At 37.0% G+C, this 14354-nt stretch carries 19 protein-coding genes and 3 pseudogenes; all 22 read right to left on the bottom strand.

From position 1 onward, the window contains the following. Window positions 1-12 precede the first annotated feature (12 nt). The gene (locus tag LK416_04100; protein UEA75370.1) at window positions 13-1149 is read right to left on the bottom strand and encodes an ABC transporter ATP-binding protein; all 1137 of its coding nucleotides are present in this window, start codon (window positions 1147-1149) and stop codon (window positions 13-15) included. Between the two features lie 27 nt (window positions 1150-1176). Further along, entirely contained in the window at window positions 1177-1524 is a 348-nt protein-coding gene (locus tag LK416_04095) for a P-II family nitrogen regulator (protein ID UEA75369.1), read from the bottom strand. Between the two features lie 157 nt (window positions 1525-1681). Then, complete coding sequence (locus LK416_04090; protein UEA75368.1) at window positions 1682-2431, bottom strand: helix-turn-helix transcriptional regulator; 750 nt, start codon at window positions 2429-2431, stop codon at window positions 1682-1684. 128 nt (window positions 2432-2559) lie between these two features. Then, window positions 2560-3327: a helix-turn-helix domain-containing protein gene (locus LK416_04085; protein UEA75367.1), complete on the bottom strand. Its 768-nt coding sequence runs from the start codon at window positions 3325-3327 to the stop codon at window positions 2560-2562. Window positions 3328-3462: 135 nt separating this feature from the next. Beyond that, window positions 3463-4194, bottom strand: a complete 732-nt coding sequence (locus LK416_04080) for a hypothetical protein (protein UEA75366.1) — start codon at window positions 4192-4194, stop codon at window positions 3463-3465. A 12-nt stretch (window positions 4195-4206) separates the two neighbouring features. Continuing rightward, window positions 4207-4617 (bottom strand): peptide deformylase, encoded by a 411-nt coding sequence (locus LK416_04075; GenBank protein ID UEA75365.1) that lies wholly within the window; start codon window positions 4615-4617, stop codon window positions 4207-4209. Between the two features lie 117 nt (window positions 4618-4734). After that, the gene (locus LK416_04070) at window positions 4735-5685 is read right to left on the bottom strand and encodes an alpha/beta hydrolase (protein UEA75364.1); all 951 of its coding nucleotides are present in this window, start codon (window positions 5683-5685) and stop codon (window positions 4735-4737) included. A gap of 205 nt (window positions 5686-5890) precedes the next feature. Beyond that, complete coding sequence (locus LK416_04065; protein UEA75363.1) at window positions 5891-6640, bottom strand: CPBP family intramembrane metalloprotease; 750 nt, start codon at window positions 6638-6640, stop codon at window positions 5891-5893. A gap of 50 nt (window positions 6641-6690) precedes the next feature. Further along, the gene (locus LK416_04060; protein UEA75362.1) at window positions 6691-7131 is read right to left on the bottom strand and encodes a hypothetical protein; all 441 of its coding nucleotides are present in this window, start codon (window positions 7129-7131) and stop codon (window positions 6691-6693) included. Window positions 7132-7167: 36 nt separating this feature from the next. Next, entirely contained in the window at window positions 7168-7497 is a 330-nt protein-coding gene (locus tag LK416_04055) for an isochorismatase family protein (GenBank protein UEA75361.1), read from the bottom strand. An 80-nt stretch (window positions 7498-7577) separates the two neighbouring features. Beyond that, the gene (locus LK416_04050) at window positions 7578-8198 is read right to left on the bottom strand and encodes an alpha/beta hydrolase (GenBank protein UEA75360.1); all 621 of its coding nucleotides are present in this window, start codon (window positions 8196-8198) and stop codon (window positions 7578-7580) included. 71 nt (window positions 8199-8269) lie between these two features. After that, window positions 8270-9028 (bottom strand): EFR1 family ferrodoxin, encoded by a 759-nt coding sequence (locus tag LK416_04045; GenBank protein ID UEA75359.1) that lies wholly within the window; start codon window positions 9026-9028, stop codon window positions 8270-8272. Between the two features lie 74 nt (window positions 9029-9102). Further along, complete coding sequence (locus LK416_04040) at window positions 9103-9441, bottom strand: hypothetical protein (protein ID UEA75358.1); 339 nt, start codon at window positions 9439-9441, stop codon at window positions 9103-9105. 76 nt (window positions 9442-9517) lie between these two features. Next, window positions 9518-9970, bottom strand: coding sequence for a GNAT family N-acetyltransferase (locus tag LK416_04035; GenBank protein UEA75357.1), 453 nt, complete (start codon window positions 9968-9970; stop codon window positions 9518-9520). A gap of 29 nt (window positions 9971-9999) precedes the next feature. After that, entirely contained in the window at window positions 10000-11289 is a 1290-nt protein-coding gene (locus LK416_04030; GenBank protein ID UEA75356.1) for an ATP-binding protein, read from the bottom strand. Window positions 11290-11469: 180 nt separating this feature from the next. After that, a complete protein-coding gene (locus LK416_04025) occupies window positions 11470-11805 on the bottom strand; it encodes a hypothetical protein (protein UEA75355.1) in 336 nt (111 codons plus the stop codon). Window positions 11806-11878: 73 nt separating this feature from the next. Then, a pseudogene (locus LK416_04020) lies at window positions 11879-11977 on the bottom strand (N-acetyltransferase). Continuing rightward, window positions 11977-12126, bottom strand: a pseudogene (locus tag LK416_04015) (DUF4143 domain-containing protein). The pseudogenes LK416_04020 and LK416_04015 overlap by 1 nt, the downstream one beginning before the upstream one ends. Window positions 12127-12145: 19 nt before the next feature. Further along, window positions 12146-12292: pseudogene (locus LK416_04010) on the bottom strand (AAA family ATPase). Between the two features lie 56 nt (window positions 12293-12348). Continuing rightward, on the bottom strand, window positions 12349-13146 hold the full coding sequence (locus LK416_04005) for a PfkB family carbohydrate kinase (protein UEA75354.1): 798 nt from the start codon (window positions 13144-13146) through the stop codon (window positions 12349-12351). 83 nt (window positions 13147-13229) lie between these two features. Continuing rightward, complete coding sequence (locus LK416_04000; protein ID UEA75353.1) at window positions 13230-13724, bottom strand: hypothetical protein; 495 nt, start codon at window positions 13722-13724, stop codon at window positions 13230-13232. A gap of 203 nt (window positions 13725-13927) precedes the next feature. Further along, window positions 13928-14344 (bottom strand): GNAT family N-acetyltransferase, encoded by a 417-nt coding sequence (locus tag LK416_03995; protein UEA75352.1) that lies wholly within the window; start codon window positions 14342-14344, stop codon window positions 13928-13930. Window positions 14345-14354: the final 10 nt, after the last annotated feature.

Here is a 14354-nt window from a genome sequence, read left to right as displayed (position 1 = left end):
TCAAACACCTCCTTATGCCAGTGTTATATTTTCCATACTCTGATAGAAGCTGTTATCCAGACTGTGGATCAATACCGCATCCTCCGGATTCCAGCAGATAAATACTTTGTCACCGGATTTTGGAAGTTCTTCGCCTGCCAGACGTTCCATCTTTACTTCATTTCCATTTGGAAGAACCGCCAGACATTTAACGACTGAACCAACATAGATATAATCCTTGACCAGTGCCGGTACACTGAAGCCCTCTACCGGTTCCGCCGAAAAATGAAGCTTTTCCGGTCGAACAGAAACGGTTACAAATTCACCAACTGAAAATCCGGTGTTCTTTTCCTCTGTCTCGGTCACGGAGCCGGAGGTTGTTACATCTCCATTTTCAATTCCTATAACCGCTTTTCCGTTTGCGATCGATTTGATCGTTCCGTCAAATACATTTGTCTCTCCGATGAAGGTTGCTACGAACTTGGTTGCCGGTCTTTCATAGATGTCTGTCGGTGATCCGATCTGATCCATGACACCATCATGCATAATAGCTATCCTGTCGCTCATCGTAAGCGCTTCTTCCTGATCATGTGTAACATAGATAAATGTGATATGTAATTTCTTCTGCAGCCGTTTCAGTTCCAGCTGCATCTGTTTTCTAAGCTTCAGATCCAATGCACCAAGCGGCTCATCCAACAGCAGAACCTTCGGACGATTGATCAACGCTCTTGCAATCGCAACTCGCTGCTTCTGTCCACCGGACAACTGACTTGGATACCGTTTCTCAAATCCGGATAACTGAACCATCTCTAACATCTCCGCTACCCGTTCTTTGATCTCTTTCTTTGGAACCTTTTTCATCTTAAGACCATATGCTACGTTGTCATATATGGTCTTATGTGGAAATAAAGCGTAACTCTGAAAGACAGTGTTTACATTTCTCTCAAATGGCTCTTTATCTTCAATCGGCTCACCTTCTACCTGAATGGAGCCTGTCGTCGGTTCTTCAAATCCTGCGATCATACGAAGCGTTGTCGTCTTGCCGCATCCGGATGATCCAAGCAATGTCAGGAACTCGCCTTCCTCTACCTGTAGATTCAGATCTTTTACAACATGATTTGTTCCGTATATTTTATTTACGTCTTTGATATCAACTATAACATTTGCCAAATCATATCACCTCTTTTTCAAATTTCTCTATAATGCTTTTTCTCCTCGTTCACCGGTACGGATTCGTATAGCCTCTTCGATATTTCGAATGAAGATCTTACCATCTCCGACATGTCCGGTAGCTACCTTTTCTCTGACATCCAGAATAATCTGTTCTACCTTGGAATCTTCAACTACTACTTCAACTCTTACTTTTGGAAGAAGATTGATCGTAGTTTTAAAGCCTTTAATCTCATTTACGCCCTCAACAGTTCCTTTCTGTGTTCCGCATCCCATAACGGTTGAGATCGTCATACCACCACAATTCTTCTCATCCAATATGCTTTTTAATACTTCCAGCTTTTCTGGTCTGATTATTAATATGATTTCTTTCATTCTTTCTTCCTCCAATCTGCAACATACAACTAATATAACAAAAAAGAGCCGTTCATCTCTGAACAGCTCCTTTGCTTGTTAACGAAAATATACTACTTTCAAATTAATTCTTCAATAGAACAGGATTACCATTTTTCTACTACTTTTATAGTACTAACTACTCTTTTTCTTTAATCAGTTTAAACATCTGAACACGGTTTCGAATTCCCAGTTTCCGGTAAATATTTAAAATATGCTTCTTTAGTGTATTTACCGTTATGGATAAATGGTCACAGATCTCCGTATTCTCCATTCCCTGCAGCAAAAGCTGCAATATGGTCTGCTCCCGCTTCGTCAGATCATAGGTCTTTACTGCCTGTGTCAGCGTCAGTTTCTCCTGACTGGTCATCTGATTGTTTCTGTCCTGTGACAACCGGTATGCCATATGATCCTTAAGCATATCCATCAGGAATACATCTTCATATGTAAAGTCCTCTTTACCAATCGTCCTATATAGTGTCACTACGCCCAGAAAATGTTTGTTCCGTCCAAATATCATTTGTAACGCATAATGCCAGTTATTTGGCTTATATACTCTTTGATAATATTCTGTTTGAACTCTTTTCTCATCAGATATGATATCAGTTTCCCGGTATACCATACTCCTGCCACTGAACATAATACCACGGCTGTAATCCATATTCTCATAAATATCTGACAAGTCTTCATCACAGTTGAGGAATACCGGACGTTCCAGATTTTCTTTCTCATTTGATGATGCCAGATAAAAATCTGCACTATCAAAATCTATGACGGTCTTGATCTGTTCCAGAAACTGTGTCCGCATGGCATCAAAATCACCGGTTGTGTAAATCTTGTATATGATACTGTTCATGACCAGCCAGTCATTTGTTTCAAGGGTCTTCACCAGTTTCCACCTCCCTTGTATTTCATAAAACAAAAAAGTACGCAACCGATGTAACACACCCTTGCGTACTTATTTTTTACTATTCTGTTGGCATGAAGTATAGCACAAAAAGATGATTTGTCAAGCAATTATCTTTTTTTGTAAATTATCAGTTCCGGATCTTTGCCCTGAGCTTCATATGTTGAAATCAGAATAAAATCCATATCTGCAAGAACTCCAAAGTATCTGTCTCCACCAAATTCACATTCAAGCTGATTGCCTAAATATGTTTTCCGGCCATCCAGGAATTTCACTTTTTCTCCATTCGGAAGCCTGTATTCTAAATTCACATATTCTCCAACAAGGGCATTCAGTCTTTTTACCTCAGGCAGACCTTCTACATGAAGATCATTAATTTCTCTGATCAGCTCCTTCTTGAATTGATCAAACTGACCATTGTCACTCAGTTCTTCATATCTTTTCCAGTAATCCAATTTTGGAAGAAGTTTCTTCATATAAACACGCGCCTGATTCTCTGTAACATTTTCGTCTACCATATGTTTAACACAGACATCTATCAATTCATCCATATCACTATAGGTATATGTTCCATCCGCATAACACCACTTACAATAGTCCTCATTCAATGAACCATCACTATTATGTCCTATGATTGTGTCATCCTCAAGCGGCATTCCGCAGCACTGGCAGATAAGTTTTCTAGGCTCTCCCAGTAGTGTATTGATCGATACATCAAATTCCTTCGATAAAAGCTTTAAAGTATCTGTGTTAGGAATTGTCTCTCCATTCTCCCAACGTGATACAGCCTGTCTCGTCACCATTATTTTCTCAGCCAGTTCATCCTGTGACATGCCTCTCTTTGTACGAAGTTCAAAAATAATATTTTTTGTTTCCATGACTCGTCCTCCTTTATTCATATCATACAGGAGAATCTGTTTTATAAAAAGCAACCTGCTGTTTCCTGCCTGTCATATGTGCTCCTATCCTGCACATAAGATAAATTTAATTAAATATAATAAATTTCTTTGATTCTATTTCAAAAGCTTTTTTATCTGTGCATCTGTTGCGATCGGATAAATATCATGCATGTGTCGGATGATCGTATTCCACGACTCCTGCGGATCATCCTTGTAACAGGATGTTACATAATCATATCCATAGATATGTTCCGGAGACGAGTAAACCGCCACATCCCAACCATACTCCAGTCCTTTTTTATTTACACGTTTTCTGAAGTCGCAATTACAAAGATACATCTGCATCATAAGATTGGTGACAGCTCCATCAAATCCCTTTTCGCCGTCTTTTCCATACCCTGCCATTTTCTTCAGTTCGTTGGAATACAGTTCTGTATCTACATGTGCTTCCATAAAATGATCCATGATCTTTTTATGCTTATTCGGGGCTTTTCCATCCTCATACAGCGCATCAAAATCATATCCATCCCGTCTGTAATTGGCAAATACAGGAAGCCATTTTCTCGATATAAAACCTGCCTTTTTATTAAAAAACTTGCCATATACGATGTCATGTCTTCTTGCGATAACCGCCCGCCACATCCATGGATCTCTGTCAACATCCTCACACCACCAGTACTCCGGCACGGTTCGTTCTTCCAGCGAAAATCCCGGTATATCATTTCTAAAAAGCGGTAGGAAGCCAATCTCATTTATATATTCTATTGCCTCATCTACTGTATGAATACACTCCGGATCATCCCAGTCTACACCATACATGATCCATTTGCCTGAGTCTTTTTCCATGTTTGTCTCCTGTTATATCACTATCCCATTACAGTGATCCACCTCATGCTGAATAATCTGTGCCACAAATCCCTCAAATGCCATCTTTCTTTTTACAAAACCAGCATCCTGAAACTCTACCTCTATCTTCTTATACCGCGTTGTTTTTCGTTTTCCCTCTAATGACAGACAACCTTCTTCTGTTTCATAACGTCCGATCTTAGAACAGATCACCGGATTGATCATAATCATATCTACAGGTCCGGCACTTACAATAATCATATTTTTCTTATACCCGATCATATTTGCTTCCATTCCGACACAACGCTCACGATTTGCAGCTAATGTATCCCGAAGATCATTTACCACATTCATATCAAGCTGTGTTGCCGGAACGGATTTCTGTCCCAGAAAAAGAATATCTTTTACAATAGGTTTTACCATTTTCCATCCTCCATAAGTTCTCATTTATCTCTTCTATCTCGTAAAGATTTGTCACTGATTTGCAAATGACATAATATGCCATTAAAGCAACACAGTCATATGTACCACCTGTTCCATTCACTGAATAAACTTCCTGATTTCTTTACTTATCTCATCATATTTGTAGTCGTGGACATAATGCGGACAATCTAATTCAATATAACCTGCATTGTCGCAACCTGAAATATAATTTTCGGGAATACTTCTCCACTTTTCTTTTGTAAAACCGGTTCCACCGGAGCCGTCAGAAATAAACAATAACATCGGCACCTGCGGAATTCCGTTTTCTTTTACAATATTTGCATTCTGTTTTACAGCTTTTACTTCATCGATCATCGTTACAGTTGCAGTTTTTTGATAAAATACTGCTCTGTAAATCTCTTTTTCCTTTTCAGACAATGTTCCGGCTTTGATTGCATCGCTCTCGGCAAGGCTCGGTATCCATCTGGTGATTCCAAGTGCCGCACCATACTGCCCTAATTTCATAATAGGAATATTAATGTTCATTTCATCATAATAGTCTGGTACTGCCATATCCAAACCAACAATAGCCTCAACTTCTTCCGGATACTTCTGTGCCCAGTATAAAGCCTCAAGTCCGGACATTGAATGGGGGCAAAGCACATATGGGCCTTTTATTCCGGCTTTATCAAGTGCCATCCTTGTTTCGCTTAACATCGTATCGATATCCCTGTTTTCGTCTACAACATCACTAAAGCCATAACCGAATTTTTCCACTACAACGATTTTATAATCATTGCTAAGCAGCGAATACAAAGACTTAAAATCCAATATTGGCGAGCAGGTTCCACCTCCGGACATGAACACAAGCGTTTTATCACCATCCCCCTCTGTATATACGCTCATCTTGTGCCCGTTGACTTCTACCAGTTCACCTAACGGAGTTAATAAATCCTTTTCTCTTGAACTGCATACTTTATGGCGAACCAATGATATTATCACGAATAATGCAATAACCGTGATTACAATCAATATTACTCTTAGAATATTTCTTAATATCTTTTTCATACTGTATCTCCTTTAATCAAGTGCCTGATGATTCCTGCATCTATCCCCAATATGGAATAACCAATTGACATAAAGACTGCAACGCTTCCTACCCTTTTGCATACCAGCTTAAATATTCACAATGTAAAACATAATTGGTTCTCTGACTCCGCAGTGCCACACCATCGGCTGGGCGTACAACTGGAAGTTATGAATGAACGTTCCTTTATTTTTTACGAATCCGGATACTTATTAACATTGAGGCTGCTGTCATTACAACCAGTAACACATAATATAACGGACCTTGATTGATATCTACCACTCCCATCAATGTGTTTGTCCATCCGTGTAGGATCATACAGAACATGACAGCTCTAGTGATATCATAAACCATAGATAACCAATAGCTGAGCGCCAATCCTAAGACCGCGAACCAGATAAATGACATGCTCTGATGTGAATTGCCTTCTATGAACCAGAGCGGAATATGCCAAATGATCCATACGATTCCAACGATCAATGTTGCTAAAGGTGCAGAAACTTTCTTCTCCAGAATCGGCAACATAGTACCTCGCCAGCCAAGTTCTTCGTTGCCACCATACAGGAGTGCAGTCTGTATAAATATGATGAATACCACAACCGCAGCTATCGGCGATCTGGGGATTGAGGACAGCAGTCCATCTGAACAAATGAAGAATACTATTGTTTCAACTATAACTGCAACAAGAATTGTCAGCCAGTTCTTTTTTGTATTGTTAAACAGGAACCGCCTTAAATTCTTTCGCGTAAAACCACCTTCCATGCAGATACAGGCGGCAATTGTCGGTCCAAATCCTCCAATTGTAAAAATAATCATCGGAAACACGTTTGACTCAGTTAAAGATGTGACTTTAACCAGCAGAGCATCTCCCCACCAGCAAACCCAGGTGATGAGAAATGTGATTATCAAATATTTTGTTAGTCGTTTCTTATCCATTGTACCTTCCTTCACAAATTTCTATTTACCAGTTACCAAAACTGGAATTTTCACACTTCGTCAACTAATGTTTTTTCTTCTCTATAAAGCAAGGTCACAACAAATGCAATAATTATCAAAATATGTAATACAATATGATATACATCAGGAACATATCTTCCATCCACATTTATTAATTGAATGCATTCTGAAAAATAGGCAATCTTCTTGTCCATTTCTCCCATAAATCCTCTTCCAAATAAAGTATACCATTCATGACTTAAGAACTGAGTGACAAACCACCCTGCCAACCATATCAAATGTATATTCCTTCCAACATTTTTTGTAACTAACATTAAAACGAATGTAATTGTCGGAATAAGCATAAATAGCCAATCTTCCTCAAATGCACCTGTTACCAAGTATTTGTCTCCAATCTTCAATCCTATCATTGAAAGAAAATACCACAGTAAAAGAATTATATTTACAATTATTAAATGTGTTTTTTTCATAAATCATACCTCCTAGACAATTCTTAAAATTCCGATTTAACTTTCCATCAATTTAATTGCTTCATCAACAGATACACATGTAGCAAATCTCTTTGGCCACATCATATCATTGTAATATTTATATGTTTCTTCTCCAGTCATATAATCGTTATCAAATGTTGAATTTGCCCCTTGTGGAACAATTACTTTATAACCTCTTTCAAAAGCAGATTTCACAGTTGCATCTATACAGAAGTTTGTCTGTAGTCCCATCTTATCAGGATCACTTACGGATAATGCAGACTGAATATAATATCTTCTTGCTATAAGATAGTCACGAAACAAATAAAACAGAAGATAACTTTTTCCACAGATTTGCCTCTTCAAATTAAAACTTACTGCACTTTTTCACTAAGTTTTAATTCCCTATGATTTCATATCAAACTCCGAACCATGTTCCGGGAATGTTAATTATCATAAAATCTCTGCAACACGATCGCCAACTCTTCCGGAGCTTCTATGTTTGCTTCATGACCTGTTTTCACAAGTTCATGGAAACAGGCGTTGTTCAAATATTGGCAAAGTTCTTTTGAAGTTTTTTTGTTTGCAGTGTCCTTCTCTCCACAAATGAGCAATACTGGGCAAGACACCTTATGCAGGGAGTCACTGAAATCCAATTCAGCCATCGTCCCGCACAGGCTGATAACATCCGCTTTTTTGAAACCCATTTTACTGAATGCCGAATTCGGCATAAGATGAAACAATATATTCTGAACTTTCAATAAGTTTTTTGGCATTTTATATTGTGCTGCAATTAATACGAGCGCCCTTACTTTATCTGGATGGTCTATCGCGTAATTAAGCGCCAAAACAGCACCTAGAGAAAGCCCGCATAAGACAATTCCTTCGTTCTCCCTGTCGCATTCTCCTGAGAATGCTGAATATAATTCCTTATATGTAACAGATTTTCCCTCTAGCATCCCTGCCAAACTCAAATTGACACTACTTTCCGACACTTTCGTTTCTTTTATTACTCTAGTCCAACTGTCTGGTTTTTGTCCTAATCCATGCAAATATAAATACTTCATATACCGTTGCTCCTTCAAACTGGAAATTTTTCAAATTATCAATTTCTAATTTCCGTACAGAGATTTATAAATCATCTGCTCTCTAATTGTTCGAAATGATAACGCGGCTTTCCAACACTCTTTTTTCCATACTCAATAGCTTCTGTAGGGCAATAACAAATACAAGCCATACAATGAGTGCATTGCTTTCCCCATACAGGCTTTCTGTCCTTAAGCGTAATGTTGTTCAATGGACAGTTCTTAACACATTGACCACAACCGACACAGGTAGCATCCGTACGAAATGCATCAGATTTCACAAAGAAATGATAAAAAATCGGATTTACCGGACCACTCATTAACCGGTCATAAAGATTGTTTCTTGGTACAGCGAACGGCTGCTCTGCCTTAATGTGCGCAATTATATCCATAATAGTAGGTTCCGCATTTCTAACAATCTTTCTTGCTTCTTCTGCTTTCGGTGCACCAAACATAACAATATAATTTTCCGGCATAATAACCTGAGCTGTACCCATATACCATAAATGTTTTTGCTCCGCAAGGCGCCGATTATATTTCGCTGCATTCCCAATCTCGCCTCCACAGTCCATCACGAACCAAATGCGTTCTGCAGAAAGCAGTTCCGTTTTACAAAGCCACTCCGATACAATTTGTGGAATACGCCACGCATAAGTTGGAACCACTACGATTATATTTCTGCCTGTTTTCATTGGCGAATAATCTGTTGCCTTGATTTTTGCATTCATATCTACAATCTCGTCCTGCAATTCATCTGCAATTTTCTTTGCTATATAACGACTATTACCAGTTCCGGAAAAGCACAAGATCATAATAACATTACCTCCGTATTTGCCTCAAAGCCAAGCTTTTTATAAAAGCTTTTTCTCCAACACTCTTCTTGAAATCATCTCACAATATCGTCATTTTTCTCGTATGGCATCGGCTCCCCATTTTCTTTATGTAGGCGTCCTATTTTATCGCAGATTCTATCGTACAAATTATCATTCACATATGCAATCTTCTCCATATCCACATTGTTCTCTGATTTTTTTCCGCTGTAGAATTTTTGGGCGTATGTTCCACATTCTTTTATGTAAGCCATTATTAAATTAATTTCTTGTTTCTCGACTTCTGAAAAAATAGGTTGTTCCGTTAATTTTTCACTGATAAAATCACAAAAATAGGAATAGTCATCAAAATACTGCTGCTCATACTCTTTGCCTATGATCGCACCAATCGTCAAATTGTTTTTTTCTCTTTTTAATTTATCAAATAATCCCTCTGTTTTCTGCCCTTTTCAATCAGAAATACTATAGCCGTTAAAGTTTATATTGCATGAAGTTACCATTATGTACAAATCCAAAATCCGTATATAATTTAACTCCCATATCAGACGCCGTAATCTGTATTGTTCCACAGCCATATTCCCTGGCGTCATCTATAACGCGGGATAGCAGCTCCTTTGCAATACCTCTTCTTCTATATTTCGGATCAGTAAACATACTGGACAACAATCCTATCTTTCCACTTGGGCATCCAAAATAGGGAGGCTTCTCCACAAATGACATCCCGCTTGTTCCAATAATATTTTCCTCATCAAGGGCAAGCCAAGATACAAATGTTCCGTCCGCCATATGTCGAGTATAATATTCCTTCAATGCAGGAACCAAATCTATCTTTTCTTTAGCACCTTCTTCTCTAAGCTGGTTTATCCTCATGTGAATAAACGTATTCAGTTCTTTTTCTGTAAGTCTTTTATATCTAATATCCATTTTCACGATCCCCTTATACAAACTGATATTTATAAATTACATACCGCATACAATGGTATATTTACCATCCATTCCTGATCCATATACTTTAGAGTCGAAAAACGTACAGCTTTCTCGGGATGGAATTTATCATAATACGCTTTTAAACTCTGCGACCTTATATTCGTTTCTGCTTTTACTTCAATAGGTATAATTGCATCTTCTTTCTGGATCAAAAAATCCTGTTCAAACGTAGCTTTCTCAGTTCCATAATAATATGGTGTGTACGGCGTATCAGAAATCAGCTGCTGCAATACATATTGCTCTGTGAGAGCACCCTTGAATTCCATAAAAATATCATTTCCTTCCAATATAGATGTCGCCGGTAACTCACTTAATGCCCCCAGCAATCCGACATCCAGCATAAACAATTTATACGCATTCATGCTTTGATATGCTTTCAGAGGTATATGTGGTTCATTTACACGATTAACTTTATAAATCAGTCCACAATCAATCAGCCATTGAATTGCTATTTCAAACTCGCTGCTACGAGCCCCCTTTTTTATTTGACCAAAAAAGAATTTTTTATTTTCTTTTGCCAACTGCATTGGAATAGAATTCCAAACCATTCTGATTCTTGGCAGTACCTTGCTTTCAATATGCTTTCCAAAATCTCCCTCATATTGTCTTAATATATCGCTTTGAATCTGCCTTACTTCTGTATAATCTTTGTCTAGCCGAAAAGCATCAACAACCGCAGGCATTCCTCCTGTATAATAATAGTTTTTTAACCAGAAAAGGTATTTGTCAGAAAAATTATCAATAATGGAAAAGTCTTTTGTCTTTAATGCATCTGCAAGTTTTTTTTCCTCCATAGCATATAAAAACTCTCTAAAATTAAGCGGATATAAATCCAACAGATCTACTTTACCAACCGGATACGACACACCCTCATGAATTGCCACTCCAAGCAATGACCCTGCTGCTATAATATGATATTCTGGTGCTTCTTCACAGAAATATTTCAAGGATTCTAAAGCTTTTGGTGTGTTCTGAACCTCATCAAGAATAATCAATGTATTCCCTGGAGTAATTGTTACTCCTGACTCAATATTTAAATTCATTATGATTCGTTCAATATCAAAATCATTTTCAAACACTGCATTCATACGTTGGTTGTTATAAAAAGAAATATATGCTGTTTTCTCATAACAATTCTTTCCAAATTCCTTCATCAACCAAGTTTTTCCCACCTGTCTGGCTCCCATTATTATTAACGGTTTTCTATTTTTCTTTTCTTTCCACTGTAACAGATTATCCATTGCAAATCGAAGCATTGTCACACCATCCTTTCGCAGATAGTATATCACATTTTTTATTGTCTATTCTACCGTTATTCTAACATTTTTTCTTACCTTATCAGTTCTATTTTTTACATTTTTTCTTACCTTATAAATCTGTGATATTACATTTTTCATCACTGGTCATAAATTTGTTACGTTTTTTGTTCTAAATGGTCAATCTGTTTCGTCTTTTTTATAAATTTCACCGTTCCATGCATGATATCCTGCAATATATTCATAATCAGGATATTCATTTATTTCATATAATTTCATCCCCGTATCAGTTTTACAAATCAGAACATTTGAAATAGTATATTCATTCAAATCAGATGACGATATCGGAGAATATTTGATTTCATTTAAATATATTGCATCTCCGCGTTCTATTGCCTGATTTTTATAACTTTTATTATGCAAAAATAAATATCTGCCGCTGATTATTATAAGCAATACAACGATTGCAACTGAAACAATTATAAGTATCCCTCTTCGACTTCTGGTTTCCATCATATTATCCTACTCCTATGGTGCTAAGCCCAACCTTGCTGTTTTCTGCCCTTTTCAATCAGAAATACTATAACCGTTAAAGTTTATATTGCATAAAGTTACCATTATGTACAAATCCAAAATCCGTATATAATTTAACTCCCATGTCAGACGCTGTAATCTGTATTGTTCGACATACAGCGTATACGGTGTATCTGAAATCATCTGCTGCAACATATATTGCTCTGTGAGATTACCCTTGAATTCCATAAAAATATCATTTTCTTCCAATATAGATGTCGCCGGCAACTCACTTAATGCCCCCAGTAATCCGACATCCAGCATAAATAATTTATACCGCATTCATCCGTTGGTTGTTATAAAAAGAAATATATGCTGTTTTCTCATAATAATTCTTTCCAAATTCCTTCATCAACCAAGTTTTTCCCACTTGTCTGGCTCCCATTATTATTAATGGTTTTCGATATTTCTTTTCACCGTAACAGATTATCCAATACTATTCCAACCATCATTGAAATTCAGGAACTCCAAAAAACTCTCTTTCTCTTAAAATCCACCATAATGAGACAGCGTCTCTGTTGCTAATTCTGTCCCAACTCTCATAGCCTCATAAATATTCCCATTTATCAAATGTGAACATACAAAGCCTGCATGGTAACTATCTCCACAACCTGTAGTATCAATTACTTCTTTAACTTTATTAGCTTGAACAAAATACTTTTCACCATTATGATATGTAACACTTCCTTTATCAGCTAAAGACACATTAAATAGCCCTTTATACTTCTCTGAAAACGCTTCAAATATTGGGAGAATTGATTTCTCTCCACTAATCATGAAATAATCTATATATGGTGCATATTTTTCCATTTCTTTAAAATTACGATATTCTACAAAATCCACTGCCAATCTGAAATTGTTATTCTTTTTTAAATCTATAATTTGTCCAAAACAGCCTGCCCAAAAATGTACAAATACAACATCTGATTTTTTGATAAACTCCAATTCATCATGGTTCAATATCATTTTATCAACAATATCACCCGTCCATGAATCATCTTTGTAATATCTGTCACCGTCGGCTGTAAGATATGTACGATTATTCGCTGTTACTTTATCCTTTTCTACTCTTACGTGGCTTACATCTATTCTCTTATCAGAAATAGAATCCATAATAAATTTTGCGTAAGAATCCTGTCCAACCGCACCCAATATTGAAACATTGAACTCCTCAAATTTTGATGCATGGACTGCAAAATTAAGGGCTTCACCGCCAGCATATAGTTCATCAGTTCCATCAAAAACATCTACACATAAACACGGAAGTGCTACTAAATTTATCATTCTTTATACCTCTAAAATTTCTAATTTTTCTGTTTTATCAACTTAATTCTGTCATAATATAAAATGACTTCCGGCAGGGTTGGTCAAAATTTAAAAAACCAGAAAAGCTTCCCGCCATATGGATTTTTCTTACTGAGCAACCGTGCTGAAACTGCATGTAATAATAAAAATGCACCGCTTATGATCGTCATTACCAGTTCAAACTGTGATAAGACCGACATGGAATTATCATTATAGCCTATATAAACATTCTTACTGCCCAGAGTGCTGCAATTTCCCTCATACCAGAACACATCGGCACCATTGACAGGCGAATTCGACTTAATCTGCAGCACCGTATAAGTTGACCGGATGCCTTTCCCATAACGTGATTTATAATTTCTGACATCATTTCCGCTATGTACCTTGACATGATTGGAGCTCTGCCGAGAACTTTGATATGTTACAGTTCCTGTTGTATGATTCTTCTTACAGGCATATCCGACCACCTGCGTCATACCCGCCACAAAGAAAATCAAAGCAACTACAAGTGCCAAAATCTCAGCCGTATAGAATGCATCCACCGATTTATTTTTCATTTCTATCTCCATAGTATAGCAAAACAGGGAGCTAATCATCTTATCTCCCTGAAATTAACAATTCGCATTTTAAGCTGCAAAGCACTTAAATTAAAGGTTTGCACTCAAAGTAGCAACGCACTTAAATCAAGCAAGTGTACTTGCTCGTTTACATTATATGTAATTATCAAGAAAAAAGCAATAAAACTAATTGAGATTTATCTTTACTCTACATGATGATATTTTTTCAATCTTTGTGCCTCATTTGCCTCAAACCCAAACTTTTCATAAAATGGAATCTTATCAGGGACTGCACATAATTCCACAAAAATGTCTGTACCTTTAACTCCATTGTCATTTATGAATCTTCTTAATTCATTTATTAACATCTTTCCGATACCTTTTCCCTGATATTCAGGTCTGACAACAACATCCTTAATATAGTAATTAAGTCCCATATCACCATTCATTCTTGCCATAGCAACAATGAAATCTCCATCCCATACAGAAACTCTGAATAAAGTATGTTTCATTGCTAACCTTGTCTGTTCAAGAGACGGTCCATCTCCCCATACCGTTTCCCACAATTCAATAAATTGTTCTGCTGTTAATTCATTATATTTCACTATTAAATTTAACATAAGATATTTT

This window comes from Lachnospiraceae bacterium GAM79 (assembly GCA_020735665.1).
Classification (GTDB): Bacteria; Bacillota; Clostridia; order Lachnospirales; family Lachnospiraceae; genus Coprococcus.
Note: the sequence above shows the minus strand (reverse complement) of the source record. Positions and strands in the feature narration are given on the sequence as shown.

Bases quoted from the DNA above. Each gene is read 5' to 3' on its own strand.
- LK416_04095 (UEA75369.1), bottom strand. From the start codon at position 1,524: ATGAAAGAAATCATATTAATAATCAGACCAGAAAAGCTGGAAGTATTA.
- LK416_04085 (UEA75367.1), bottom strand. From the start codon at position 3,327: ATGGAAACAAAAAATATTATTTTTGAACTTCGTACAAAGAGAGGCATG.
- LK416_04080 (UEA75366.1), bottom strand. From the start codon at position 4,194: ATGGAAAAAGACTCAGGCAAATGGATCATGTATGGTGTAGACTGGGAT.
- LK416_04075 (UEA75365.1), bottom strand. From the start codon at position 4,617: ATGGTAAAACCTATTGTAAAAGATATTCTTTTTCTGGGACAGAAATCC.
- LK416_04070 (UEA75364.1), bottom strand. From the start codon at position 5,685: ATGAAAAAGATATTAAGAAATATTCTAAGAGTAATATTGATTGTAATC.
- LK416_04065 (UEA75363.1), bottom strand. From the start codon at position 6,640: ATGGATAAGAAACGACTAACAAAATATTTGATAATCACATTTCTCATC.
- LK416_04060 (UEA75362.1), bottom strand. From the start codon at position 7,131: ATGAAAAAAACACATTTAATAATTGTAAATATAATTCTTTTACTGTGG.
- LK416_04050 (UEA75360.1), bottom strand. From the start codon at position 8,198: ATGAAGTATTTATATTTGCATGGATTAGGACAAAAACCAGACAGTTGG.
- LK416_04045 (UEA75359.1), bottom strand. From the start codon at position 9,028: ATGATCTTGTGCTTTTCCGGAACTGGTAATAGTCGTTATATAGCAAAG.
- LK416_04035 (UEA75357.1), bottom strand. From the start codon at position 9,970: ATGGATATTAGATATAAAAGACTTACAGAAAAAGAACTGAATACGTTT.
- LK416_04030 (UEA75356.1), bottom strand. From the start codon at position 11,289: ATGCTTCGATTTGCAATGGATAATCTGTTACAGTGGAAAGAAAAGAAA.
- LK416_04025 (UEA75355.1), bottom strand. From the start codon at position 11,805: ATGATGGAAACCAGAAGTCGAAGAGGGATACTTATAATTGTTTCAGTT.
- LK416_04005 (UEA75354.1), bottom strand. From the start codon at position 13,146: ATGATAAATTTAGTAGCACTTCCGTGTTTATGTGTAGATGTTTTTGAT.
- LK416_04000 (UEA75353.1), bottom strand. From the start codon at position 13,724: ATGAAAAATAAATCGGTGGATGCATTCTATACGGCTGAGATTTTGGCA.
- LK416_03995 (UEA75352.1), bottom strand. From the start codon at position 14,344: ATGTTAAATTTAATAGTGAAATATAATGAATTAACAGCAGAACAATTT.